The following is a 23,412-nucleotide window of genomic DNA, read 5'->3' as shown; positions in this document are numbered from 1 at the left end:
CTTACTTACCAGCCTTTCCGACCTTGCGGCGGATGACCTCGCCGGCGTACTTCACGCCCTTGGCCTTGTAGGGGTCGGGCCTGCGCAGCTTGCGGATGTTCGCGGCGACCTCGCCGACCTGCTGCTTGTCGATGCCCTCGACAGTGAACTTGGTCGGGGACTCGACCTTGAAGGAGATCCCTTCGGGGGCCTTGACGAGGACCGGGTGGCTGTAGCCCAGGGAGAACTCCAGATCGGTGCCCTTGGCCTGGACGCGGTAACCCACGCCGCTGATCTCCAGGTCCTTGCTGAACCCGTCGGTCACGCCAGTGATCATGTTCGCCACCAGCGTGCGGGACAGACCGTGCAGGGCCCTGTTCCGGCTCTCATCGTTGGGACGGGTGACGACGATGGCGCCGTCCTCGTTCCTCGCGATCTCGATGGGCTCGGCAACGGTGTGCGCGAGGGAACCCTTGGGGCCCTTCACCGCGACCGTCTGGCCATCGATGGTGACGTCCACACCGGCGGGAACCTGGATGGGGAGCTTGCCGATACGCGACATTGCTTTACCTCCGTTCCCTTCCGTTACCAGACGTAGGCGAGGACTTCCCCGCCCACACCCTTCTTGCTGGCCTGCTTGTCGGTGAGGAGACCGTGCGACGTGGAGATGATCGCCACGCCCAGGCCGCCGAGCACCTTCGGCAGGTTGGTGGACTTTGCGTAGACCCGCAGACCCGGCTTCGAGATCCGCTTGATGCCGGCGATCGAACGCTCGCGGTTCGGGCCGAACTTCAGCTCGAGGACGAGGTTCTTGCCCACGCGGGCGTCCTCGGTCTTCCAGCCGGTGATGAAGCCCTCCTGCTGGAGGATCTCCGCGATGTGCGACTTGATCTTGCTGTGCGGCATCTCGACGGTGTCGTGGTACGCCGAGTTCGCGTTCCGCAGACGCGTGAGCATGTCTGCGATCGGATCGGTCATGGTCATGTGATGGCCTTCGGCCTCTCTCGCCGGGGTTTCCCTGTCTGCGTCGTCCCTCTCCCCGTCCGTCGGCTTCCGTGGAGACGGAGCCGGCGACGGGACGGGTGCGTCGCGGGGGACCTTCGGCGTAGTAAGCGACTGTTCAGCTTACCGAGAGCCCTGGGTCACCCCCGTCGCCCGGTGCACGCCCGGGCGACGGGAGGGATCACCAGGAGCTCTTGGTGACGCCCGGCAGCTCGCCGCGGTGCGCCATCTCGCGGAGGCACACGCGGCACAGGCCGAACTTGCGGTAGACGGAGTGCGGACGGCCGCAGCGCTGGCAGCGCGTGTAGGCACGCACGGCGAACTTCGGCTTACGGCTGGCCTTCGAGATCAGAGCCTTCTTCGCCATGATCAGTTCTCCTTGAACGGGAAGCCGAGGTGACGAAGCAGTGCACGACCCTCGTCGTCGGTGCTCGCCGTGGTGACCACGGTGATGTCCATGCCCCGGACCCGGTCGATCTTGTCCTGGTCGATCTCGTGGAACATCACCTGCTCCGTGAGACCGAACGTGTAGTTGCCCCGGCCGTCGAACTGCTTCGACGACAGCCCGCGGAAGTCGCGGATGCGCGGCAGCGCGAGCGACAGCAGGCGGTCCAGGAACTCCCACATCCGGTCGCCACGCAGGGTCACGTGGGCACCGATCGGCTGACCCTCGCGCAGCTTGAACTGGGCGATGGACTTACGGGCCTTGGTCACGGCCGGCTTCTGGCCGGTGATCGTGGTGAGGTCCTTGACGGCACCCTCGATCAGCTTGGAGTCGCGGGCGGCGTCGCCCACACCCATGTTGACCACGATCTTGGTCAGACCCGGGATCTGCATGACGTTCTCGTAGGAGAACTCGTCCTGCAGCTTGCCCTGGATCTCGGCGCGGTAGCGCTGCTTGAGGCGCGGGGCCTCGGTGGTGGCAGTCATCAGATGTCCTCACCGGTCCGCTTGGCAACGCGGATCTTGTTGCCTTCGTCGTCGAAGCGGTAGCCGACGCGGGTGACGACCTTCTTGCCGTCCTTCTCCACGACGAGCTGAACGTTGCTCACGTGGACGGGGGCCTCGGTCGTCACGATGCCGCCGGTCCGCGAACCGCGCGCGGTCTGGCCGGCCTTCGTGTGCTTCTTGACCCGGTTGACACCCTCGACCAGGACACGGTCCTCGCGGGGCATGGCCTTGATGACCTTGCCCTGCTTGCCCCTGTCCTTGCCGGTGATGACCTGGACCAGGTCGCCCTTCTTGATCTTCATGGTCACAGCACCTCCGGCGCGAGCGAGATGATCTTCATGAACTTCTTCTCGCGCAGCTCACGACCCACCGGGCCGAAGATGCGGGTGCCGCGGGGGTCGCCATCGTTCTTGAGGATGACGGCCGCGTTCTCGTCGAAGCGGATGTACGAGCCGTCGGGCCGGCGGCGCTCCTTGACGGTGCGCACGATGACGGCCTTGACGATGTCGCCCTTCTTCACGTTCCCGCCGGGGATCGCGTCCTTGACGGTAGCGACGACGACGTCACCGATGCCCGCGTAGCGTCGACCCGAGCCACCGAGCACACGGATGGTGAGGATCTCCTTCGCACCCGTGTTGTCGGCGACGCGAAGCCGAGACTCCTGCTGGATCACGTCTATCTCCTGTATGTCTGCCGGTTCCCGCCGGGGTGGCCCCGCTCATGAGCGGAGGCACCCCGGCGAGCCTGGCGGAACGAACCCGGGGGAAACCCCCCGGGCAGCATTGACTTGCCAATCCCCTTGCGGGGATTGCCTACTTGGCCTTTTCGAGGATCTCGACGATGCGCCAGCGCTTGGTGGCGGACAGCGGCCGGGTCTCCATCAGGAGAACGCGGTCGCCGACACCGGCAGCGTTCTGCTCGTCGTGCGCCTTGAGCTTGTTGGTACGGCGGATGACCTTGCCGTACAGCGCGTGCTTGACACGGTCCTCGACGGCGACGACGACGGTCTTGTCCATCTTGTCGCTGACGACCAGACCCTCACGGGTCTTCCGGAAGCCGCGCTCCTGCTTGTTCTCTGTCACATTCGTCTCGCTCATCAGGCGCTCTCCACCGTCTCGATGCCCAGCTCGCGCTCACGCATCAGGGTGTAGATCCGGGCGATGTCCTTGCGGACGGCCTTCAGCCGGCCGTGGTTCTCGAGCTGCCCGGTCGCCGCCTGGAAGCGGAGGTTGAACAGCTCTTCCTTGGCCTCGCGGAGCTTGCCGACGAGCTCCTCGTTGCCCAGCTCGCGCAGCTCGGACGCCTTGGTTCCGGCCGCCATCACGCGTCACCTGCCTCGCGCCGCACGATGCGGCACTTCATCGGAAGCTTGTGAGCAGCGCGGGTGAGCGCCTCACGAGCAATCTTCTCGTTCGGGTAGGACAGCTCGAACATCACGCGCCCAGGCTTGACGTTCGCGATCCACCACTCCGGCGAACCCTTACCGGAACCCATGCGGGTCTCGGCGGGCTTCTTGGTCAGCGGGCGGTCCGGGTAGATGTTGATCCACACCTTGCCGCCGCGCTTGATGTGGCGGGTCATCGAGATACGAGCCGCCTCGATCTGACGGTTCGTCACGTAAGCGCCGGTCACGGCCTGGATGCCGAACTCACCGAAGGCGACCTCGGTGCCACCCTTCGCCATGCCCTTGCGCTTGGGGTGGTGCTGCTTGCGGTGCTTGACCCTGCGAGGGATCAGCATGTCGGTCAGGCCTCCGTTCCGGTGCTCTCAGCCGGAGCGGCAGCGGCGGCGGCCTCGGCCTTGGGGGCCTCGGCAGCGGCGCTCTGCTGCTGCGGCTTACGGCCGCGACGCTCGCCACCACCACGGCGGGGGCGGTCGTTGCCACCGCGCGACGGGCGGTTGCCGGCGCGGGCGGCTGCGTTCTCGGCGCGAACCTCAGCGATGTTCTTGACGTCGCCCTTGTAGATCCAGACCTTCACACCGATGCGGCCGAAGGTCGTCCGGGCCTCGAAGAAGCCGTAGTCGACGTTGGCCCGCAGCGTGTGCAGCGGAACACGGCCCTCGCGGTAGAACTCCGAGCGGGACATCTCGGCACCACCGAGACGGCCACCGCACTGGATCTTGATGCCCTTGGCACCGGCCTTCATCGCCGTCTGCATGCTCTTGCGCATGGCGCGGCGGAAGGAGACCCGGGAGGACAGCTGCTCGGCGACCGCCTGGGCCACGAGCTGCGCGTCCGTCTCGGGGTTCTTCACCTCGAGGATGTTGAACTGGATCTGCTTGCCGGTGAGCTTCTCCAGGTTGCCGCGCAGGCGGTCGGCCTCGGCGCCACGGCGGCCGATGACGATGCCCGGACGCGCGGTGTGGACGTCGACGCGGACGCGGTCACGCGTGCGCTCGATCTCCACCTTGGAGATACCGGCCCGCTCCATGCCCTGGGTGAGCATGCGGCGGATCGCGACGTCTTCCTTGACGTAGTCCTTGTACAGCTTGTCGGCGTACCAGCGGGACTTGAAGTCGGTGGTCACGCCGAGCCGGAACCCGTGCGGGTTTACCTTCTGGCCCATTACCGGGTTCCTTCCTTGCTGCTCACGACCACGGTGATGTGGCTCGTCCGCTTACGGATCCGGTAGGCACGGCCCTGGGCACGCGGCCGGAACCGCTTCAGGGTCGGGCCCTCGTCGACGTACGCCTCGGAGATGAAGAGGCTGTCGACATCCGTGTGGTCGTAGTTGTGCGCGGCGTTGGCGATGGCGCTGTCCAGCACCTTGCCGACCGGCACGCTGGCGGCCTGCGGGGCGAAGCGCAGGACCGCCTGAGCCTCCGTGGCATCCATGCCACGGACAAGGTCCACCACCCGGCGGGCCTTCATGGGCGTGACGCGCACATAGCGCGCGGAGGCCCTGGCTTCCATGGTTGTCCCTTCGGTGTCAGTCATAGTCTTCACACCCCGCTGATCAGCGACGACGCGACTTGCGGTCGTCCTTCACGTGGCCGCGGAAGGTGCGGGTCGGCGCGAACTCGCCGAGCTTGTGGCCGACCATCGACTCGGTGACGAACACCGGGACGTGCTTGCGGCCGTCGTGCACCGCGATCGTGTGGCCCAGCATCGCCGGGACGATCATGGAGCGGCGGGACCAGGTCTTGATGACGTTCTTGGTGCCCGCGTCGTTCTGGCTGTCCACCTTCTTGGCGAGGTGGTCGTCGACGAAGGGCCCCTTCTTGAGACTGCGCGGCATCTAAAACCCGCCTCCTAGCGCTTCTTGTTCGTCTTGCGGCGGCGGACGATGTACTTGTTGCTGGCCTTCTTCGGCGCGCGCGTACGGCCTTCCTTCTGGCCCCACGGCGACACCGGGTGGCGGCCACCCGAGGTCCGGCCCTCACCACCACCGTGCGGGTGGTCGATCGGGTTCATGACCACACCGCGCACGGTCGGGCGGACGCCCTTCCAGCGCATCCGGCCGGCCTTGCCCCAGTTGATGTTCGACTGCTCGGCGTTGCCGACCTCGCCGACGGTGGCGCGGCAGCGGACGTCGACCAGCCGGATCTCACCGGACGGCATACGCAGGTGGGCCATGCGGCCCTCCTTCGCCAGCAGCTGCACCGAAGCACCGGCGGAGCGCGCGAACTTGGCGCCGCCGCCCGGCTGGAGCTCGATCGCGTGGATCGTCGTACCGACCGGGATGTAGCGCAGCGGCAGGTTGTTGCCCGGCTTGATGTCGGCGCCCTGGCCGTTCTCCACCCGGTCGCCCTGCCGCACGCCGCGCGGCGCGAGGATGTAGCGCTTCTCGCCGTCGGCGTAGTGCAGCAGCGCGATACGCGCGGTGCGGTTCGGGTCGTACTCGATGTGCGCGACCTTCGCGGGCACGCCGTCCTTGTCGTGCCGACGGAAGTCGATCACGCGGTAGGCGCGCTTGTGGCCACCGCCCTGGTGGCGAACGGTCACACGACCGGCGTTGTTACGGCCGCCCTTGCTGTGCAGCGGGCGGACCAGCGACTTCTCCGGCGTGGACCGCGTGATCTCGACGAAGTCGGCGACACTGGCGCCACGACGGCCCGGAGTCGTCGGCTTGTACTTGCGGATACCCATTTCTCAGTCCTCGTCCGATTCCGGACGGTCGGACCTCCCGATTCAGGAGGCCGGACCGCCGAAGATGTCGATACGGTCGCCCTCGGCGAGGGTCACGATGGCGCGCTTGGTGTCGGCGCGCTTGCCGTAACCGGTGCGGGTGCGCTTGCGCTTACCCGGGCGGTTGATCGTGTTGACCCCGGTGACCTTGACCGAGAAGACCTCTTCGACGGCCTGCTTGATCTGGGTCTTGTTGGCCCGGGGGTCGACGATGAACGTGTACTTGTTCTCGTCCAGCAGCCCGTAGCTCTTCTCCGAGACGACCGGCTTGATCAGCAGGTCGCGCGGGTCGGTGAAGATCTTGCTCGGGTCGGCCGGAGCGAGCGGGCCCGGGCCCTCGGCCGCACGACGAGCGGCCTTGGCGACGCGGGCGGCCTTCGCGGCCTTGGCGGCCTTCGGCGCGATGCTCGGGTGGCGGGTGGCCATCAGGCGTCACTCCCCTCGGTCTTCGTACGCGCTGCGACGAAGGACTCGAAGGCGGCCTTCGTGAAGACCACGTCGTCCGAAACGAGCACGTCGTACGTGTTGAGCTGGCCCGGCTCCAGGATGTGCACCTGGGGCAGGTTGCGGGCGGAGAGCCAGGTGGCCTCGTCGGCCCGGTCGACGACCAGCAGCACGTTCTTGCGCTCGCTGATCTTGGCGAACAGCGTCCGCGCGGACTTCGTCGACGGCGCGTCGCCCTCGACCACCCCGGAGACGACGTGGACGCGGCCGTAGCGGGCGCGGTCCGAGAGCGCACCGCGCAGGGCGGCGGCCTTCATCTTCTTCGGCGTGCGCTGCGCGTAGTCACGCGGCACGGGACCGTGCACGACGCCACCGCCGGCGAACTGCGGAGCGCGGGTCGAACCCTGGCGGGCGCGGCCGGTGCCCTTCTGGCGGTACGGCTTCTTGCCGCCGCCACGGACCTCGCCGCGGGTCTTCGTCTTGTGCGTGCCCTGGCGGGCCGCGGCCAGCTGCGCGACGACGACCTGGTGGATCAGCGGAACGCTGACCTGCGCGTCGAAGATCTCCTCGGGGAGCTCGACGGTCCCGGCCTTGTCGCCTGCCGGCGAAAGGATGTCAATGGTGCTCATTGTTCCCTCAGGCCCCCTTGGCCGCGGTACGGACCAGGACGAGGCCGCCGTTCGGACCGGGGACTGCGCCCTTGATGAGCAGCAGGCCCTTCTCCGCGTCAACGGCATGGACGGTCAGGTTCTGGGTGGTGACCCGCTCGTTGCCCATGCGGCCGGCCATGCGGGTGCCCTTGAAGACACGGCCCGGGGTGGCGCAGCCGCCGATGGCGCCGGGCTTGCGGTGGATGCGGTGGGCACCGTGCGAGGCCTTGCCGCCACGGAAGCCGTGCCGCTTCATACCGCCGGCGAAGCCCTTGCCCTTCGACTTGCCGGTGACGTCGACCTTGAAGCCGGCCTCGAAGGTCTCCGCGGTGATCTCCTGGCCGAGCGTGTACTCGCTGGCGTCGGAGGTGCGGAGCTCCACCAGGTGGCGGCGGGGAGTCACGTCGGCCTTCGCGAAGTGGCCCTTGAGGGGCTTGTTCACCTTGCGCGGGTCGATCTCGCCGAAGGCGATCTGGACAGCCTCGTAGCCGTCCCTGTCAGCGGTGCGGACCTGGGTCACGACGTTCGGACCGGCCTTGACGACGGTCACGGGGACGACACGGTTGTTCTCGTCCCAGACCTGGGTCATGCCGAGCTTCTCGCCCAGGACGCCCTTGATCTGCTTAGCCATCTTCTTCCCGCACCCCTCAGAGCTTGATCTCGATGTCGACGCCGGCCGGGAGGTCCAGACGCATCAGCGAGTCAACGGTCTTGGGCGTCGGGTCGAGAATGTCGATCAGACGCTTGTGCGTGCGCATCTCGAAGTGCTCGCGCGAGTCCTTGTACTTGTGCGGCGACTTGATGACGCAGTACACGTTCTTCTCTGTGGGCAGCGGCACCGGGCCCGCGACCGACGCACCAGTGCGGGTCACCGTCTCGACGATCTTCTTCGCCGAGTTGTCGATGACCTCGTGGTCGTAGGCCTTGAGCCGGATGCGGATCTTCTGTCCCGCCATGGCTACTTCGTAGTCCCTGTCTCTCGTAACGCTCTGGAACCCGCGGACCCCGCTCACCGTCTCGACCGACCCACGCGGTCGGGCGTGTCGTACCCCTTCTCGCAGATCACCACAGGGCGAATTCCCGGGTTCCCGGGAGAGAAGGGGTGCGGGCGAGGAAGCCCACCGGGTGCCTGGCTGGAAGCCCCTCCCACGCTTCCCGGAAGATTCCCGTACTTCCGCCCCTGACGAGGAGCGACGAATACCTGGGACTCGCTTCCGGTCCTCCCGGCGGGAGGCGCGCAGCATCGGCACTCAACCGAGCAACCTGGACAGTGTGCCATAGCCCGATTGGCACGCGCCAATCCGGGCATTATCACGGATCACCCCTGACGCGCCCGGCACCCCGCCCCACGGCCCCCTCCGGCCGGAGAAGTGGCCGACATCTCAGCGCGGCACGGCGCCGGGCCCCCGCACGGCACCCGAACCGGGCGCCGGCTCCCCGGCGTCGGCCCCCAGCCCCACGACCTGGTTGTCCGCGTCCACATGCACCACCCGCGGCACCAACTGCCGTGCCTCGGCGTCGTCGACCTGCGCGTAACTGATCAGGATGACGAGATCGCCGGGGTGGATCAGATGCGCCGCGGCCCCGTTGATGCCGAGGACACCGCTGCCGGGTTCGCCCTCGATGACGTAGGTCTCCAGCCGCGCCCCGTTGGTGACGTCGACGATGTGGACGAGTTCACCCGGCAACAGGTCGGCCTCGCCCATGAGTTGGGCATCGACCGTGACCGAACCGACGTAGTGGAGATCGGCCTGGGTCACCGTCGCACGGTGGATCTTGGACTTGAGCATGGTGCGCAGCACGGTGTCGCTCCTGCGAAGAGAAGGGTCGCGCCCCCTGCACAGGGGTGCGCGCCGACCCCACCAGCGTACGGCGGGGCCACACCGCGCACGGCGGACGGGGCGGCCGAAGAGCCCCGCAGGAGGCGCCACGGGACACGAAGAAGGGCCCGTACGGCAGTTGCCGTACGGGCCCTTCCCGAGTGCTCACCCGGGGCCGGAGCCCCGGATCAGTGGCACGAGGTCACTTCAGGATCTTGGTGACCTGGCCGGCGCCCACGGTGCGGCCACCCTCGCGGATGGCGAACTTGAGGCCCTCCTCCATGGCGACCGGCTGGATGAGCTGGACGCTCATCTCGGTGTTGTCGCCCGGCATGACCATCTCGGTGCCCTCGGGGAGGGTCACGACGCCGGTCACGTCCGTGGTACGGAAGTAGAACTGCGGGCGGTAGTTGTTGAAGAACGGGGTGTGGCGGCCACCCTCGTCCTTCGACAGGATGTACGCCTGCGCCTCGAACTCCGTGTGCGGGGTGACCGAGCCCGGCTTGATGATGACCTGGCCGCGCTCGACGTCCTCGCGCTTGATACCGCGGAGCAGCAGACCGACGTTCTCACCGGCCTGGCCCTCGTCGAGGAGCTTACGGAACATCTCGATACCGGTGACGGTGGTCGAGGTCTTGGTGTCCTTGATGCCGATGATGTCGACGGACTCGTTGACCTTGAGGGTACCGCGCTCGATACGGCCGGTGACGACCGTACCGCGACCGGTGATCGTGAAGACGTCCTCGATCGGCATGAGGAACGGCTTGTCGGTGTCACGCTGCGGGGCCGGGATGGCCTCGTCCACGGCGCTCATGAGCTCCATGATCGAGTTGCCCCACGCCTCGTCGCCCTCCAGGGCCTTGAGGGCGGACACCTTGACGACCGGAACCTCGTCGCCCGGGAACTCGTACTCGGAGAGCAGCTCACGGACCTCGAGCTCGACGAGCTCCATGATCTCCTCGTCGTCCACCATGTCGGCCTTGTTCAGGGCGACGACGATGTACGGAACGCCGACCTGGCGGGCCAGGAGCACGTGCTCCTTGGTCTGCGGCATCGGGCCGTCGGTGGCGGCGACCACGAGGATGGCGCCGTCCATCTGGGCAGCACCGGTGATCATGTTCTTGATGTAGTCCGCGTGACCCGGGCAGTCGACGTGGGCGTAGTGACGGTTCTCCGTCTGGTACTCGACGTGCGCGATGGAGATGGTGATACCGCGCTGGCGCTCCTCGGGCGCCTTGTCGATGTTCTCGAAAGCCGACGCCTCGTTCAGCTCCGGGAACTTGTCGTGCAGCACCTTGGTGATCGCCGCGGTAAGCGTGGTCTTGCCGTGGTCGATGTGACCGATGGTGCCGATGTTGACGTGCGGCTTAGTCCGCTCGAACTTCGCCTTCGCCACTGGGGTCCTCCTGTGGACTGGTGCTGTACACCCTCCACACTTTGCGGAGGGGTTCAGGTGGTCGTACCGAACGGGTCAGGACCCCGAGGGGGATGCCCTTGACCCATTCGCTGGGTGGGCCGGCGGCCGGGGCACCCGGCACAGCGCGCACGCAGAAGGTGCGTTCTGTACCGGAGTGCCCCGAATGCCTTTGCTCCAGCCTAAAGGGTGAGCGTGGTCGCCCTACTCGCCCTTGGCCTTCGCGACGATCTCCTCGGCGACGTTCTTGGGAACCTCGCCGTAGGAGTCGAACTGCATGGAGTACGTGGCACGGCCGGAGGTCTTGCTGCGGAGGTCCCCGACGTAGCCGAACATCTCCGACAGCGGGACCAGGCCGGTCACGAGCTTCGCGTTGCCGCGGTCGTCCATCGACTGGACCTGGCCGCGCCGCGAGTTGATGTCGCCGATCACGTCGCCCATGTAGTCCTCGGGCGTCGTCACCTCGACCTTCATCAGCGGCTCCAGCAGAGCCGGGCTCGCCTTCCGAGCGGCCTCCTTGAACGCCATGGAACCGGCGATCTTGAACGCCATCTCGGAGGAGTCGACGTCGTGGTACTGCCCGTCGAGCAGCGTCACGCGCACACCGGTCAGCGGGTAGCCGGCCAGCACGCCGAACTCCATGGCCTCCTGGCAGCCCGCGTCCACCGACGGGATGTACTCCCGGGGGATACGGCCACCGGTGACCTGGTTGACGAACTCGTAGCCGTCGCCCTCAAGCGGTTCGACGTCGATCTGCACCTTGGCGAACTGACCGGAACCACCGGTCTGCTTCTTGTGCGTGTAGTCGACCTTCTCGACCTTCTTGCGGAGCGACTCACGGTAGGCGACCTGCGGCTTACCGACGTTGGCCTCGACCTTGAACTCGCGCTTCATACGGTCGACCAGCACGTCGAGGTGCAGCTCGCCCATACCCGAGATGATCGTCTGGCCGGTGTCCTCGTTGGTCTTGACCTGGAAGGACGGGTCCTCCTCGGCCAGCCGCTGGATCGCGACGCCCAGCTTCTCCTGGTCGCTCTTGGACTTCGGCTCGATGGCGACCTCGATCACCGGAGCCGGGAACTCCATGGACTCCAGGATCACCGGGTTCGACGCGTCCGAGAGCGTCTCACCGGTCGTCGTCTGCTTCAGGCCCATGACGGCGACGATGTCGCCGGCGCCCACCGACTCGATCTCCTCACGCTTGTTGGCGTGCATGCGGTAGATCTTGCCGATGCGCTCCTTCCGGCCCTTCACCGAGTTCTGCACCTGGGAGCCGGTGTGCAGGCGCCCGGAGTAGACCCGGATGAAGGTGAGCTTGCCGAGGTGCGGGTCGCTGGCGATCTTGAACGCCAGGGCCGACATCGGCTCTTCCTCGGAAGGCCGGCGCTTGACGACCTCTTCGGGGTCCTTCGGGGAGTGACCCTCGATGGCCTCGACGTCGAGCGGCGACGGCAGGTAGCGGGCGATCGCGTCCAGCAGGGGCTGCACGCCCTTGTTCTTGAACGCGGTACCGCAGAACACCGGCGTGACCGTGGTCGTGCCCTCGGCGCCGGTCGACGCCAGAGTGACGCGGCGGATCGCCGCGTAGAGCTGCTCCTCGGTGGGCTCCTGGCCCTCCAGGTACAGCTCCATCATCTCTTCGTCGTTCTCGGCGACGGCCTCCAGCAGCTTGCCGCGCCACTCGTCGGCGGCCTCGACGTGCGTGTCGGGGATGTCGACGGTCTCGTACGCCTCGCCCAGCTTGGTCTCGGCGGACCAGACCAGGGCCTTCATCTTCACGAGGTCGACGACGCCCTTGAAGTCCGACTCGGTGCCGATCGGCAGCTGCATGACCAGCGGAATCGCGCCCAGGCGGTCGCTGATCATGTCGACGCAGCGGTGGAACTCCGCACCGGTGCGGTCCAGCTTGTTGACGAAGCAGATACGGGGCACACCGTAGCGGTCGGCCTGCCGCCAGACCGTCTCGGACTGCGGCTCCACACCGGCGACACCGTCGAACACCGTCACGGCACCGTCGAGCACGCGCAGCGCACGCTCCACCTCGACGGTGAAGTCGACGTGGCCCGGGGTGTCGATGATGTTGATGGTGTAGTCGACGTCGTCGAGCGGCCAGTGAGTGGTCGTCGCGGCCGACGTGATCGTGATGCCGCGCTCCTGCTCCTGTGCCATCCAGTCCATGGTGGCGGCGCCGTCGTGAACTTCACCGATCTTGTAGCTGCGACCGGTGTAGAACAGGATCCGCTCGGTGGTCGTCGTCTTGCCCGCGTCGATGTGGGCCATGATCCCGATGTTCCGGACCTTGGCCAGGTCAAGTGAAGTGGTAGCCATAAGGCTTCAGTCTTCTCTCGGTCTCGATGGGGTGAGCGACTACCAGCGGTAGTGCGCGAAGGCCTTGTTGGACTCGGCCATCTTGTGCGTGTCCTCGCGCTTCTTGACGGCGGCGCCGAGCCCGTTGGAGGCGTCGAGCAGCTCGTTCATCAGGCGCTCGGTCATGGTCTTCTCACGGCGGGCGCGGGAGTAGCCCACGATCCAGCGCAGCGCGAGAGTGGAGGAACGGCCGGGGCGGACCTCGACCGGAACCTGGTAGGTGGCACCGCCGACGCGGCGGGAGCGGACCTCAAGGGTCGGCTTCACGTTCTCCAGCGCGCGCTTGAGGGTGATGACCGGGTCGTTGCCGGTCTTCTCCCGCAGGCCCTCCATGGCGCCGTAGACGATGCGCTCGGCGGTGGAGCGCTTGCCGTTCAGCAGCACCTTGTTGATCAGGGAGGTCACCAGAGGAGAACCGTAGACCGGGTCGATGATGACCGGGCGCTTCGGGGCAGGGCCCTTACGAGGCATGCTTACTTCTCCTTCTTGGCGCCGTAGCGGCTGCGAGCCTGCTTGCGGTTCTTGACGCCCTGCGTGTCGAGGGAGCCGCGGATGATCTTGTAGCGAACACCCGGCAGGTCCTTCACACGGCCACCGCGAACGAGCACGATGGAGTGCTCCTGAAGGTTGTGACCCTCGCCCGGAATGTAGGCGGTCACCTCGATCCCACTGGTCAGGCGCACACGGGCGACCTTACGCAGGGCCGAGTTCGGCTTCTTCGGGGTGGTCGTGAACACACGCGTGCAGACGCCGCGGCGCTGGGGCGAACCCTCCAGTGCGGGCGTCGTGTTCTTCTCGACCTTGTCCTGCCGGCCCTTGCGGACCAGCTGCTGGATCGTAGGCACCGTTTCTCCGGTTTCTGTGTGCCAGTCTCGGTAAAGCTAACCCGGGCCATCACCCGACCCACGAGGTCGGGTGTGTCGAAGACTGCAGAATCCCGCTCAGGCAGGAACTCCTCGTACGGAGAAGCATGCAGATCCCGGTGTCACCGGCCGCGCGGACCTTCACCGCTTGCGCGGGAATACAACAGCGCAGGGGACACCCCAGGCACAGGAACCGAGACTACCTATCACGCCAGCGCCGGTCAAAACAGATGCCCCGCCGCACCCGCTGCCGCGGGGGCGTTGTCACCTGCGAAAGGGCGGTTGATCACGCCCGAGCTCCTCACCGTACGCGAAGAGCGTGGACACAGCGTAATCCGTACTGGTTGACGGGCGCCTCCCCGGGCGTCCACGCGGGCGTACCCGCGGCGGGACGCCCGGCCGGGCCCGGGCTCCGCCGCCCCGGAGAAGCGGGCCTGTGAGCGCCTTCACGACCCTCCAGGACCCCACGAGAGCCGGCTCGGGCCCGAACGCACACGAAAGGGCGGCCACCCCGCGCGGGATGGCCGCCCCTTCACCTCGCGCGCCGAGGCGCGCCGACGTCAGGCGTTGTACGGGCCGTAGTCGTAGTCCTCCAGCGGGACCGCCTGGCCGGAGCCGGTGCCGAAGGGCGAGTAGTCGATGTCGTCGTAGCCGACGGCCGAGTACATCGCGGCCTTCGCCTCCTCGGTGGGCTCGACCCGGATGTTGCGGTAGCGGGACAGGCCCGTACCGGCCGGGATGAGCTTACCGATGATGACGTTCTCCTTGAGGCCGATCAGGGAGTCCGACTTGGCGTTGATCGCCGCGTCGGTCAGGACCCTGGTCGTCTCCTGGAAGGACGCCGCCGACAGCCAGGACTCCGTGGCCAGCGAGGCCTTGGTGATGCCCATCAGCTGCGGACGGCCGGAGGCCGGGTGGCCGCCCTCCTGGACCACGCGCCGGTTCTCGGACTCGAACTTCGTGCGCTCCACGAGCTCACCGGGCAGCAGCTCGGCGTCGCCGGACTCGATGATCGTCACCCGGCGCAGCATCTGCCGGATGATGATCTCGATGTGCTTGTCGTGGATCGACACACCCTGCGAGTTGTAGACCTTCTGGACCTCGCCCACCAGGTGCACCTGCACGGCCCGCTGGCCGAGGATGCGGAGCACGTCGTGCGGGTTCTCCGTACCGACCGTGAGCTTCTGGCCGACGGCGACGTGGTCGCCCTCGCCCACCAGCAGCCGGGCACGCTTCGAGACGCTGTAGGACGTCTCGTCCGAGCCGTCGTCCGGGGTGACGATGACCTTCTTGGTCTTCTCCGTCTCCTCGATACGGCAGCGGCCGGCCGACTCCGAGATCGGCGCGACACCCTTCGGCGTCCGGGCCTCGAACAGCTCGACGACACGCGGCAGACCCTGGGTGATGTCGTCACCGGCCACACCACCGGTGTGGAAGGTACGCATCGTCAGCTGGGTGCCGGGCTCACCGATCGACTGGGCGGCGATGATGCCGACGGCCTCGCCGATGTCGACCAGCTTGCCGGTGGCCAGCGACCGGCCGTAGCACATGGCACACGTGCCGACCTGGGACTCGCAGGTGAGGATCGAGCGGGTCTTGACCGTCTCGACGCCGTGCCGCACCAGCTCGTCGATGAGCACGTCGCCCAGGTCGGTGCCGGCCGGGGCCAGCACCTTGCCGTCGACGACGATGTCCTCGGCGAGGCAGCGCGCGTACACGCTCGTCTCGGCGTCCTCCGCCTTGCGCAGCACGCCGTCGGCGCCCTTGCTGGCGATCGACAGCTTGAGGCCGCGCTCGGTGCCGCAGTCCTCCTCGCGGATGATCACGTCCTGGGAGACGTCGACGAGTCGACGCGTCAGGTAACCGGAGTCGGCGGTACGCAGCGCCGTGTCGGCGAGACCCTTACGGGCACCGTGCGTGGCGATGAAGTACTCCAGCACGGAGAGACCCTCACGGAACGACGCCTTGATGGGCCGCGGGATGGTCTCGTTCTTCGCGTTCGACACCAGACCACGCATACCGGCGATCTGACGCATCTGCATCATGTTCCCTCGGGCGCCCGAGTCCACCATCATGAAGATCGGGTTCGTCTTCGGGAAGTTGTCGTTCATCGCCTCGGAGACGTCGTTCGTCGCCTTGGTCCAGATGGCGATGAGCTCCTGCGTGCGCTCGTCCTTGGTGATCAGACCGCGCTCGTACTGCTTCTGGACCTTCTCGTCCTGCGCCTCGTAACCGGCCAGGATCTCCGGCTTCGCCTCCGGGACGATGACGTCCGAGATGGCGATGGTGACGCCGGAACGCGTCGCCCAGAAGTAACCGGCGGACTTCAGGTTGTCCAGCGCCGCGGCGACGACCACCTTGGGGTAGCGCTCGGCCAGATCGTTGACGATCTGGGAGAGCTGCTTCTTGCCCACGGTGTAGTCGACGAACGGGTACTCCTCGGGCAGCAGCTCGTTGAAGAGCGCGCGGCCCAGGGACGTACGCAGCCGGAAGCCGTCGCCGGGCTGCCACTCCGGCTCGCCCTCCTCGGCCTGCGGCGGGGTCCAGCCCAGCGGCGGGGTGGTACCGGCCGGGAAGCGGATGTCGACCTTCGCCTGGAGCGACAGCTCCCCGGCGTCGAACGCCATGATCGCTTCGGCCGTGGAGTTGAACGAGCGCCCGTCGCCGACGGTCTCGCGCTGCTCCTCGTCGGTGGTGAGGAAGAACAGCCCGAGGACCATGTCCTGCGTCGGCATCGTCACCGGCCGGCCGTCGGCCGGCTTGAGGATGTTGTTCGAGGACAGCATCAGGATGCGGGCCTCGGCCTGCGCCTCGGCGGACAGCGGCAGGTGCACGGCCATCTGGTCACCGTCGAAGTCCGCGTTGAACGCGGTGCACACGAGCGGGTGGATCTGAATGGCCTTGCCCTCGACCAGCTGCGGCTCGAACGCCTGGATACCGAGGCGGTGCAGCGTCGGCGCACGGTTCAGCAGCACCGGGTGCTCGGCGATGACCTCTTCGAGGACGTCGTACACGACCGTGCGGCCGCGCTCGACCATGCGCTTCGCGCTCTTGATGTTCTGCGCGTGGTTCAGGTCGACCAGGCGCTTCATCACGAACGGCTTGAACAGCTCCAGCGCCATCGCCTTCGGCAGACCGCACTGGTGCAGCTTGAGCTGCGGACCGACGACGATCACGGAACGGGCCGAGTAGTCGACGCGCTTACCCAGCAGGTTCTGCCGGAAGCGGCCCTGCTTGCCCTTGAGCATGTCGGACAGCGACTTCAGCGGACGGTTGCCCGGACCGGTGACCGGACGGCCGCGCCGGCCGTTGTCGAACAGCGCGTCCACGGCCTCCTGGAGCATCCGCTTCTCGTTGTTCACGATGATCTCGGGCGCACCGAGGTCGAGCAGACGCTTCAGACGGTTGTTCCGGTTGATCACCCGGCGGTACAGGTCGTTCAGGTCGGAGGTCGCGAAGCGGCCACCGTCCAGCTGCACCATCGGACGCAGGTCCGGCGGGATGACCGGGACGCAGTCCAGCACCATGCCCTTGGGGCTGTTGCTGGTCTGCAGGAACGCGGAGACGACCTTCAGCCGCTTCAGCGCGCGGGTCTTCTTCTGGCCCTTGCCGGTGCGGATGACCTCGCGGAGCTTCTCCGCCTCCTCGTCCAGGTCGAAGGTCTCCAGGCGCTTCTGCAGGGCAGCGGCGCCCATGGAGCCGTCGAAGTAGGTGCCGAAGCGGTCGCGCAGCTCGCGGTAGAGCAGCTCGTCGCCCTCCAGGTCCTGGACCTTGAGGTTCTTGAAGCGGTTCCACACCTCGTCGAGGCGGTCCAGCTCGCGCTGGGCCCGGTCGCGGATCTGCTTCATCTCGCGCTCGGCGCCCTCGCGCACCTTGCGGCGCACATCCGCCTTGGCGCCCTCGGCCTCCAGCTCGGCCAGGTCGCTCTCCTGCTTCTTGGCACGGGCTTCGAGGTCGGCGTCGCGGCGCTGCTCGATCTGCTGGCGCTCCACGCCGACGTGCGCCTCCAGGGAGGGCAGGTCGCGGGTGCGGCGCTCCTCGTCGACGTACGTGATCATGTACGCCGCGAAGTAGATGACCTTCTCCAGGTCCTTCGGGGCGAGGTCCAGCAGGTAACCCAGCCGGGACGGGACGCCCTTGAAGTACCAGATGTGGGTGACGGGTGCGGCCAGCTCGATGTGGCCCATCCGCTCACGGCGCACCTTGGCGCGGGTGACCTCGACACCGCAGCGCTCACAGATGATGCCCTTGAAGCGGACGCGCTTGTACTTGCCGCAGTAGCACTCCCAGTCCCGGGTCGGACCGAAGATCTTCTCGCAGAAGAGTCCGTCCTTTTCGGGCTTGAGCGTGCGGTAGTTGATGGTCTCCGGCTTCTTGACCTCGCCGTGCGACCACTGACGGATGTCGTCAGCGGTGGCCAGGCCGATTCGCAGTTCGTCGAAGAAGTTGACGTCGAGCACTCTCGTCAATCCCTCTCAGGGTCGTATGTCAATGGTCTGAACGGGGTCGCGGGGAAGGCCGGGACGCCGGCGGGCGTCCCGGCCGACACCGTCAGACCTCTTCGACGCTGCTCGGCTCGCGCCGGGACAGGTCGATACCGAGCTCCTCCGCTGCGCGGAAGACGTCCTCGTCGGTGTCGCGCATCTCGATCGACATGCCGTCCGAGGACAGCACCTCGACGTTGAGGCAGAGCGACTGCATCTCCTTGATGAGCACCTTGAAGGACTCCGGAATGCCGGGCTCGGGGATGTTCTCGCCCTTGACGATGGCCTCGTAGACCTTCACGCGGCCGGTGACGTCGTCGGACTTGATGGTGAGCAGCTCCTGGAGGGCGTAAGCGGCGCCGTACGCCTCCAGCGCCCACACCTCCATCTCGCCGAAGCGCTGGCCACCGAACTGGGCCTTACCACCCAGCGGCTGCTGGGTGATCATGGAGTACGGACCGGTCGAACGGGCGTGCAGCTTGTCGTCGACCAGGTGGTGCAGCTTGAGGATGTACATGTACCCGACGGAGATCGGGTCCGGGAACGGCTCACCGGAGCGGCCGTCGAACAGCTGCGCCTTGCCGGACGGCTGGACCATCCGGTCGCCGTCACGGTTCGGGAGCGTGGACTCGAACAGACCGGCGATCTCGTCCTCACGGGCGCCGTCGAAGACCGGCGTGGCGACGTTGGTCTTCGGGGACACGTCGTCGGCGCCGATCGCCTTCAGCCGCTGCATCCACTCCTCGGAGCCCTCGACCTTCCAGCCCTGGGAGGCCAGCCAGCCGAGGTGGATCTCCAGCACCTGGCCCGGGTTCATCCGGGACGGGACACCGAGCGGGTTGAGGATGATGTCGACCGGGGTGCCGTCCTCCAGGAACGGCATGTCCTCGACCGGCAGGATCTTCGAGATGACGCCCTTGTTGCCGTGCCGGCCCGCGAGCTTGTCACCGTCGGTGATCTTGCGCTTCTGCGCGACGTAGACCCGCACGAGCTGGTTGACGCCCGGGGGCAGCTCGTCGCCCTCCTCGCGGTCGAAGACGCGGACGCCGATGACCTTGCCGGTCTCGCCGTGCGGCACCTTCAGCGAGGTGTCACGGACCTCGCGCGCCTTCTCACCGAAGATCGCGCGCAGCAGCCGCTCCTCGGGGGTCAGCTCGGTCTCACCCTTGGGGGTCACCTTGCCGACGAGGATGTCGCCCGCCTCGACCTCGGCGCCGATGCGGATGATGCCGCGCTCGTCGAGGTCGGCGAGGACCTCCTCGGAGACGTTCGGGATGTCCCGGGTGATCTCCTCCGGGCCGAGCTTGGTGTCGCGGGCGTCGACCTCGTGCTCCTCGATGTGGATCGAGGAGAGGACGTCGTCCTGCACCAGCCGCTGGCTGAGGATGATCGCGTCCTCGTAGTTGTAGCCCTCCCACGGCATGAAGGCCACGAGCAGGTTCTTGCCGAGGGCCATCTCGCCCTCGTCGGTGGACGGACCGTCCGCCAGGACCTGGCCCTCGATCACGCGGGCACCCTCGTCCACGAGCACCTTCTGGTTGAAGGAGGTGCCCTGGTTGGAGCGGGTGAACTTGGCGACGCGGTAGGTGGTGTACGTGCCGTCGTCGTTGGCCACCGTGACGTAGTCGGCGGAGACCTCCTGGACGACACCGTCCTTCTCGGCCTTGATGACGTCACCGGCGTCGACCGCGCAGCGGTACTCCATACCGGTGCCGACCAGCGGCGCCTCGGCCTTGATGAGCGGCACGGCCTGCCGCATCATGTTCGACCCCATGAGCGCGCGGTTGGCGTCGTCGTGCTCCAGGAACGGGATCATGGCGGTCGCGACCGACACCATCTGGCGCGGCGAGACGTCCATGTAGTCCACGTCGTCACCCGGGATCAGGTCGACCTCGCCGCCACGGCGGCGGATGAGCACCCGGTCCTCGGCGAAGCGCATGTCCTCGGTGAGCGGCGCGTTCGCCTGCGCGATGACGAAGCGGTCCTCCTCGTCGGCCGTGAGGTAGTGCACCTCGTCGGTGACGACGCCGTCCTGCACCTTGCGGTAGGGCGTCTCGACGAAACCGAAGGGGTTGAGCCGGCCGTAGGACGCGAGTGAACCGATCAGACCGATGTTCGGCCCTTCCGGCGTCTCGATCGGGCACATCCGGCCGTAGTGCGAGGGGTGCACGTCACGGACCTCGAAGCCGGCCCGCTCACGGCTCAGACCACCCGGGCCGAGCGAGTTCAGACGCCGCTTGTGGGTGAGACCCGAGATCGGGTTCGTCTGGTCCATGAACTGCGACAGCTGGCTGGTGCCGAAGAACTCCTTGATGGAGGCGACGACCGGCCGGATGTTGATCAGCGTCTGCGGCGTGATCGCCTCGACGTCCTGCGTGGTCATGCGCTCGCGCACGACGCGCTCCATACGGGCGAGACCCGTACGGACCTGGTTCTGGATCAGCTCGCCGACGTTGCGCAGACGGCGGTTGCCGAAGTGGTCGATGTCGTCGGTCTCGATGACGATCGAGTCGCCCTCGGCGGAGGTGGACTCCGTCTCGCCCGCGTGCAGCTTCACCAGGTACTTGATCGTGGCGATGATGTCCGCGGTGGTGAGCACGCCGGAGTCCAGCGGCTCGTGCCCGCCGAGCTTCTTGTTGATCTTGTACCGGCCGACCTTGGCCAGGTCATAGCGCTTCGGGTTGAAGTAGAGGTTCTCCAGCAGCGTCTGCGCGGCCTCACGCGTCGGCGGCTCGCCCGGGCGCAGCTTGCGGTAGATGTCGAGCAGCGCGTCGTCCTGACCCTGGGTGTGGTCCTTCTCCAGGGTGGCGCGCATGGACTCGTACTGGCCGAACTCCTCCAGGATCTGCTCGGTCGTCCACCCGAGCGCCTTGAGCAGAACGGTCACGGACTGCTTGCGCTTACGGTCGATGCGCACGCCGACCATGTCGCGCTTGTCGACCTCCATCTCCAGCCAGGCACCGCGGGACGGGATGACCTTGGCGGAGTAGATGTCCTTGTCGGACGTCTTGTCGATCGAGGAGTCGAAGTAGACACCCGGCGACCGGACGAGCTGCGTGACGACGACACGCTCGGTGCCGTTGATCACGAAAGTGCCCTTGTTGGTCATGAGCGGGAAGTCGCCCATGAAGACCGTCTGGGACTTGATCTCGCCGGTCTCGTTGTTGGTGAACTCGGCGGTGACGAAGAGCGGAGCCGCGTACGTGAAGTCGCGCTCCTTGCACTCGTCGATCGAGTTCTTGGGGGGCTCGAAACGGTGATCGCGGAAGGTCAGCGACATCGACCCGGAGAAGTCCTCGATCGGGGAGATCTCCTCGAAGATCTCTTCCAGACCGGACTTGGTGGGGACGTCCTGTCCACTGTCCAGCGCGGCCTCGACGCGAGCCTTCCAGGCGTCGTTGCCGAGCAGCCAGTCAAAGCTCTCGGTCTGAAGCGCAAGAAGGTTCGGAACCTCCAGCGGTTCCTTGATCTTCGCAAAAGAGATACGCAGCGGGGCAGTGCTGGCGCCGTTGTTCGAATTGGCAGTCGAGGCAGTGCGCGAGGCGGCCAAGAGGGGGTCCTTCCGAGGGCTCGGACTCTCTACACGCATACCGGTGCCCCTGGTGACGGGCAGGGGGCAGCTAATAGGCAGCGCAAAGGGTCAGTGTAGCCACAAGGCACACTGATGTCCAGAGCGGAATCCTGGAAACCGGCTCACGCTCCGGTCCCCACCTCCTGCGGTTGTTGTTCTCGAATCGGCGCCACCGGCCCGGCGGCCTCGGATCGCCGGGGCGGGCTCGCGTCACGGCGCTTCCCACTCGCCGCAAACACTTCCCGCTTCGTCCGCGATCCATGCCTCGGATCCAGGATCGATGTGACGACGCGTCCCGAGAATTGCGCGCTGCGTGCCGTACGTCAAGGCCCCCAGAGGCAACGAAGATCACCATACCCGCCCCCACCGACGGAGGGCACAACCGTCACAGGTACGCCGAAGGGCGACCACCCGTTCGGGTGGCCGCCCTGGGCTGCTTCCGGTCCCCGGATCGGGGCGGAGGCGGTGACGCGGGATGACGCAGATGCGTCAGTGCGTCGTCAGCAGTACGAGGTCACTTGACCTCGACGGAGGCGCCGGCGCCCTCGAGGGACTCCTTGGCCTTGTCGGCGGCGTCCTTGGCGACCTTCTCGAGGACGGGCTTCGGGGTGTTGTCCACGAGCTCCTTGGCCTCCTTCAGACCCAGGGAGGTCAGCTCACGCACGACCTTGATGACCTGGATCTTCTTGTCGCCGGCGCCGGCGAGGATGACGTCGAACTCGTCCTTCTCCTCGGCGGCGTCGGCGCCACCGCCGTCACCGCCGGCGGGGGCCTGGACGACGGCGGCGGCCGGGGCGGCGGCCTCGACGTCGAACTTCTCCTCGAACGCCTTCACGAACTCGGAGAGCTCGATGAGGGTCATTTCCTCGAACTGCGCGAGCAGGTCTTCCTGGCTGAGCTTCGCCATGGTGCTGGTCCTTCCGGTGAATCGGCTGGTGCCGGATCGATGGTTCGGCGGGCTTACGGGCCCGCTGCGACCGAGTGGGTTTCGCTACTCGGCCTCGGCGGGAGCCGGGGTGTCGGCACCGCCCTGCTCGACCTTGCTGCGAAGGGCGTCCGCGGTGCGGGCGAACTTCGTGAGCGGGGCCTCGAAGGTCGCCGCGGCCTTGGCCATGGACGCCTTCATACCGCCGGCCAGCTTGGCGAGCAGCACCTCGCGGGACTCGAGGTCCGCGAGCTTCTTGAGGTCGTCGGCGCCGTACAGCGCGCCGTCGACGACACCGCCCTTGATCACGAGGGCGGGGTTCTCCTTGGCGAAGTCACGAAGACCCTTCGCCGCCTCGACCGAGTCACCGGTCACGAAGGCGACGGCCGACGAGCCCGTGAGGAACTCGTCGAGCTCGGTGATCCCGGCTTCCTTGGCCGCGATCTTGGTCAGCGTGTTCTTCACCACACGGTACTGAGCGTTGTCACCGAGCGAACGGCGCAGCTCCTTGAGCTGAGCCACGGAGAGTCCGGTGTACGCGGTGACCACAGCTGCGCTGGACGTACGGAACTTGTCCGTCATCTCAGCAACGGCTTCGATCTTGTCGGGTGCGACCTGATCCCTCGCCATGAGCCTCGGCCTCCTTCCGGGTGATGAGGACCGCTCGGAAGGGGCTGGACAAAACAAACGCCCCAGCGCAGGCGCATGGGGCGTGGCTCGACCATCCGCACGGAGTGGGACGGGAGCTTCCTCAGTCACCTACGCGGGTCGTCCGCAGCTAGCGAATCCTTCGGCCATCGCGCGCCCTGTGCG

General features: G+C 67.0%; 26 protein-coding genes. All 26 read right to left on the bottom strand.

The window, feature by feature from the left end; genetic code table 11:
- Nucleotide 1: 1 nt before the first annotated feature.
- Nucleotides 2-541, bottom strand: a complete 540-nt coding sequence (gene rplF / locus SCA03_RS06340; protein WP_030883922.1) for a 50S ribosomal protein L6 — start codon at nt 539-541, stop codon at nt 2-4.
- Nucleotides 542-564: 23 nt separating this feature from the next.
- Nucleotides 565-963 (bottom strand): 30S ribosomal protein S8, encoded by a 399-nt coding sequence (gene rpsH / locus SCA03_RS06335; RefSeq protein WP_030883919.1) that lies wholly within the window; start codon nt 961-963, stop codon nt 565-567.
- 199 nt (nt 964-1,162) lie between these two features.
- Nucleotides 1,163-1,348 (bottom strand): type Z 30S ribosomal protein S14, encoded by a 186-nt coding sequence (locus SCA03_RS06330; RefSeq protein WP_030883916.1) that lies wholly within the window; start codon nt 1,346-1,348, stop codon nt 1,163-1,165.
- A gap of 2 nt (nt 1,349-1,350) precedes the next feature.
- A complete protein-coding gene (rplE, locus tag SCA03_RS06325) occupies nt 1,351-1,911 on the bottom strand; it encodes a 50S ribosomal protein L5 (RefSeq protein ID WP_030883913.1) in 561 nt (186 codons plus the stop codon).
- Nucleotides 1,911-2,234 carry a 50S ribosomal protein L24 gene (rplX, locus tag SCA03_RS06320; RefSeq protein WP_030883908.1) on the bottom strand — a complete coding sequence of 108 codons (324 nt, stop codon included), beginning with the start codon at nt 2,232-2,234 and terminating at the stop codon, nt 1,911-1,913. Before rplX ends, rplE begins: the two co-directional genes overlap by 1 nt.
- Before the next feature lie 2 nt (nt 2,235-2,236).
- Complete coding sequence (gene rplN, locus SCA03_RS06315; protein WP_019354942.1) at nt 2,237-2,605, bottom strand: 50S ribosomal protein L14; 369 nt, start codon at nt 2,603-2,605, stop codon at nt 2,237-2,239.
- Between the two features lie 139 nt (nt 2,606-2,744).
- Nucleotides 2,745-3,029: a 30S ribosomal protein S17 gene (rpsQ, locus tag SCA03_RS06310; RefSeq protein ID WP_030883902.1), complete on the bottom strand. Its 285-nt coding sequence runs from the start codon at nt 3,027-3,029 to the stop codon at nt 2,745-2,747.
- Nucleotides 3,029-3,253, bottom strand: coding sequence for a 50S ribosomal protein L29 (gene rpmC, locus SCA03_RS06305; RefSeq protein WP_023531026.1), 225 nt, complete (start codon nt 3,251-3,253; stop codon nt 3,029-3,031). The genes rpsQ and rpmC overlap by 1 nt, the downstream gene beginning before the upstream one ends.
- Nucleotides 3,253-3,672 (bottom strand): 50S ribosomal protein L16, encoded by a 420-nt coding sequence (gene rplP, locus SCA03_RS06300; RefSeq protein WP_030883879.1) that lies wholly within the window; start codon nt 3,670-3,672, stop codon nt 3,253-3,255. The genes rpmC and rplP overlap by 1 nt, the downstream gene beginning before the upstream one ends.
- 5 nt (nt 3,673-3,677) lie before the next feature.
- Nucleotides 3,678-4,499, bottom strand: a complete 822-nt coding sequence (gene rpsC, locus SCA03_RS06295) for a 30S ribosomal protein S3 (RefSeq protein WP_030883877.1) — start codon at nt 4,497-4,499, stop codon at nt 3,678-3,680.
- Nucleotides 4,499-4,846 carry a 50S ribosomal protein L22 gene (rplV, locus tag SCA03_RS06290; RefSeq protein ID WP_037850285.1) on the bottom strand — a complete coding sequence of 116 codons (348 nt, stop codon included), beginning with the start codon at nt 4,844-4,846 and terminating at the stop codon, nt 4,499-4,501. Before rplV ends, rpsC begins: the two co-directional genes overlap by 1 nt.
- A gap of 43 nt (nt 4,847-4,889) precedes the next feature.
- Complete coding sequence (gene rpsS, locus SCA03_RS06285; protein ID WP_030883866.1) at nt 4,890-5,171, bottom strand: 30S ribosomal protein S19; 282 nt, start codon at nt 5,169-5,171, stop codon at nt 4,890-4,892.
- A gap of 14 nt (nt 5,172-5,185) precedes the next feature.
- A complete protein-coding gene (rplB, locus tag SCA03_RS06280; RefSeq protein ID WP_030883864.1) occupies nt 5,186-6,022 on the bottom strand; it encodes a 50S ribosomal protein L2 in 837 nt (278 codons plus the stop codon).
- 42 nt (nt 6,023-6,064) lie between these two features.
- A complete protein-coding gene (gene rplW / locus SCA03_RS06275; RefSeq protein WP_030883860.1) occupies nt 6,065-6,487 on the bottom strand; it encodes a 50S ribosomal protein L23 in 423 nt (140 codons plus the stop codon).
- Complete coding sequence (rplD, locus tag SCA03_RS06270) at nt 6,487-7,134, bottom strand: 50S ribosomal protein L4 (RefSeq protein WP_030883856.1); 648 nt, start codon at nt 7,132-7,134, stop codon at nt 6,487-6,489. The genes rplW and rplD overlap by 1 nt, the downstream gene beginning before the upstream one ends.
- A gap of 7 nt (nt 7,135-7,141) precedes the next feature.
- Nucleotides 7,142-7,786, bottom strand: a complete 645-nt coding sequence (rplC, locus tag SCA03_RS06265) for a 50S ribosomal protein L3 (protein WP_030883854.1) — start codon at nt 7,784-7,786, stop codon at nt 7,142-7,144.
- 16 nt (nt 7,787-7,802) lie between these two features.
- Nucleotides 7,803-8,111: a 30S ribosomal protein S10 gene (gene rpsJ, locus SCA03_RS06260; RefSeq protein ID WP_016473429.1), complete on the bottom strand. Its 309-nt coding sequence runs from the start codon at nt 8,109-8,111 to the stop codon at nt 7,803-7,805.
- A 426-nt stretch (nt 8,112-8,537) separates the two neighbouring features.
- Nucleotides 8,538-8,957 carry an aspartate 1-decarboxylase gene (gene panD / locus SCA03_RS06255; protein WP_086815851.1) on the bottom strand — a complete coding sequence of 140 codons (420 nt, stop codon included), beginning with the start codon at nt 8,955-8,957 and terminating at the stop codon, nt 8,538-8,540.
- Nucleotides 8,958-9,177: 220 nt separating this feature from the next.
- Nucleotides 9,178-10,371 carry an elongation factor Tu gene (tuf, locus tag SCA03_RS06250; RefSeq protein ID WP_030883852.1) on the bottom strand — a complete coding sequence of 398 codons (1,194 nt, stop codon included), beginning with the start codon at nt 10,369-10,371 and terminating at the stop codon, nt 9,178-9,180.
- A gap of 222 nt (nt 10,372-10,593) precedes the next feature.
- Entirely contained in the window at nt 10,594-12,717 is a 2,124-nt protein-coding gene (gene fusA / locus SCA03_RS06245) for an elongation factor G (protein ID WP_030883851.1), read from the bottom strand.
- A gap of 39 nt (nt 12,718-12,756) precedes the next feature.
- On the bottom strand, nt 12,757-13,227 hold the full coding sequence (gene rpsG / locus SCA03_RS06240; RefSeq protein WP_019354980.1) for a 30S ribosomal protein S7: 471 nt from the start codon (nt 13,225-13,227) through the stop codon (nt 12,757-12,759).
- A 2-nt stretch (nt 13,228-13,229) separates the two neighbouring features.
- Nucleotides 13,230-13,601, bottom strand: coding sequence for a 30S ribosomal protein S12 (gene rpsL, locus SCA03_RS06235; RefSeq protein WP_016909650.1), 372 nt, complete (start codon nt 13,599-13,601; stop codon nt 13,230-13,232).
- A 578-nt stretch (nt 13,602-14,179) separates the two neighbouring features.
- Entirely contained in the window at nt 14,180-18,079 is a 3,900-nt protein-coding gene (locus SCA03_RS06230; RefSeq protein ID WP_030883849.1) for a DNA-directed RNA polymerase subunit beta', read from the bottom strand.
- 91 nt (nt 18,080-18,170) lie between these two features.
- Nucleotides 18,171-21,653: a DNA-directed RNA polymerase subunit beta gene (rpoB, locus tag SCA03_RS06225; protein WP_030883846.1), complete on the bottom strand. Its 3,483-nt coding sequence runs from the start codon at nt 21,651-21,653 to the stop codon at nt 18,171-18,173.
- Between the two features lie 535 nt (nt 21,654-22,188).
- On the bottom strand, nt 22,189-22,581 hold the full coding sequence (gene rplL / locus SCA03_RS06220) for a 50S ribosomal protein L7/L12 (RefSeq protein ID WP_030883841.1): 393 nt from the start codon (nt 22,579-22,581) through the stop codon (nt 22,189-22,191).
- Nucleotides 22,582-22,665: 84 nt separating this feature from the next.
- A complete protein-coding gene (gene rplJ, locus SCA03_RS06215; RefSeq protein ID WP_030883837.1) occupies nt 22,666-23,229 on the bottom strand; it encodes a 50S ribosomal protein L10 in 564 nt (187 codons plus the stop codon).
- Between the last annotated feature and the right edge of the window lie 183 nt (nt 23,230-23,412).

Source organism: Streptomyces cacaoi (assembly GCF_006539165.1).
Taxonomy (GTDB): domain Bacteria; phylum Actinomycetota; class Actinomycetes; order Streptomycetales; family Streptomycetaceae; genus Streptomyces; species Streptomyces cacaoi.
Note: the sequence above shows the minus strand (reverse complement) of the source record. Positions and strands in the feature narration are given on the sequence as shown.

Bases quoted from the DNA above. Each gene is read 5' to 3' on its own strand.
- rplF (WP_030883922.1), bottom strand. From the start codon at position 541: ATGTCGCGTATCGGCAAGCTCCCCATCCAGGTTCCCGCCGGTGTGGAC.
- rpsH (WP_030883919.1), bottom strand. From the start codon at position 963: ATGACCATGACCGATCCGATCGCAGACATGCTCACGCGTCTGCGGAAC.
- SCA03_RS06330 (WP_030883916.1), bottom strand. From the start codon at position 1,348: ATGGCGAAGAAGGCTCTGATCTCGAAGGCCAGCCGTAAGCCGAAGTTC.
- rplE (WP_030883913.1), bottom strand. From the start codon at position 1,911: ATGACTGCCACCACCGAGGCCCCGCGCCTCAAGCAGCGCTACCGCGCC.
- rplX (WP_030883908.1), bottom strand. From the start codon at position 2,234: ATGAAGATCAAGAAGGGCGACCTGGTCCAGGTCATCACCGGCAAGGAC.
- rpsQ (WP_030883902.1), bottom strand. From the start codon at position 3,029: ATGAGCGAGACGAATGTGACAGAGAACAAGCAGGAGCGCGGCTTCCGG.
- rpmC (WP_023531026.1), bottom strand. From the start codon at position 3,253: ATGGCGGCCGGAACCAAGGCGTCCGAGCTGCGCGAGCTGGGCAACGAG.
- rplP (WP_030883879.1), bottom strand. From the start codon at position 3,672: ATGCTGATCCCTCGCAGGGTCAAGCACCGCAAGCAGCACCACCCCAAG.
- rpsC (WP_030883877.1), bottom strand. From the start codon at position 4,499: ATGGGCCAGAAGGTAAACCCGCACGGGTTCCGGCTCGGCGTGACCACC.
- rplV (WP_037850285.1), bottom strand. From the start codon at position 4,846: ATGGAAGCCAGGGCCTCCGCGCGCTATGTGCGCGTCACGCCCATGAAG.
- rpsS (WP_030883866.1), bottom strand. From the start codon at position 5,171: ATGCCGCGCAGTCTCAAGAAGGGGCCCTTCGTCGACGACCACCTCGCC.
- rplB (WP_030883864.1), bottom strand. From the start codon at position 6,022: ATGGGTATCCGCAAGTACAAGCCGACGACTCCGGGCCGTCGTGGCGCC.
- rplW (WP_030883860.1), bottom strand. From the start codon at position 6,487: ATGGCCACCCGCCACCCGAGCATCGCGCCGAAGGCCGCCAAGGCCGCG.
- rplD (WP_030883856.1), bottom strand. From the start codon at position 7,134: ATGAGCACCATTGACATCCTTTCGCCGGCAGGCGACAAGGCCGGGACC.
- rplC (WP_030883854.1), bottom strand. From the start codon at position 7,786: ATGGCTAAGCAGATCAAGGGCGTCCTGGGCGAGAAGCTCGGCATGACC.
- rpsJ (WP_016473429.1), bottom strand. From the start codon at position 8,111: ATGGCGGGACAGAAGATCCGCATCCGGCTCAAGGCCTACGACCACGAG.
- fusA (WP_030883851.1), bottom strand. From the start codon at position 12,717: ATGGCTACCACTTCACTTGACCTGGCCAAGGTCCGGAACATCGGGATC.
- rpsG (WP_019354980.1), bottom strand. From the start codon at position 13,227: ATGCCTCGTAAGGGCCCTGCCCCGAAGCGCCCGGTCATCATCGACCCG.
- rplL (WP_030883841.1), bottom strand. From the start codon at position 22,581: ATGGCGAAGCTCAGCCAGGAAGACCTGCTCGCGCAGTTCGAGGAAATG.
- rplJ (WP_030883837.1), bottom strand. From the start codon at position 23,229: ATGGCGAGGGATCAGGTCGCACCCGACAAGATCGAAGCCGTTGCTGAG.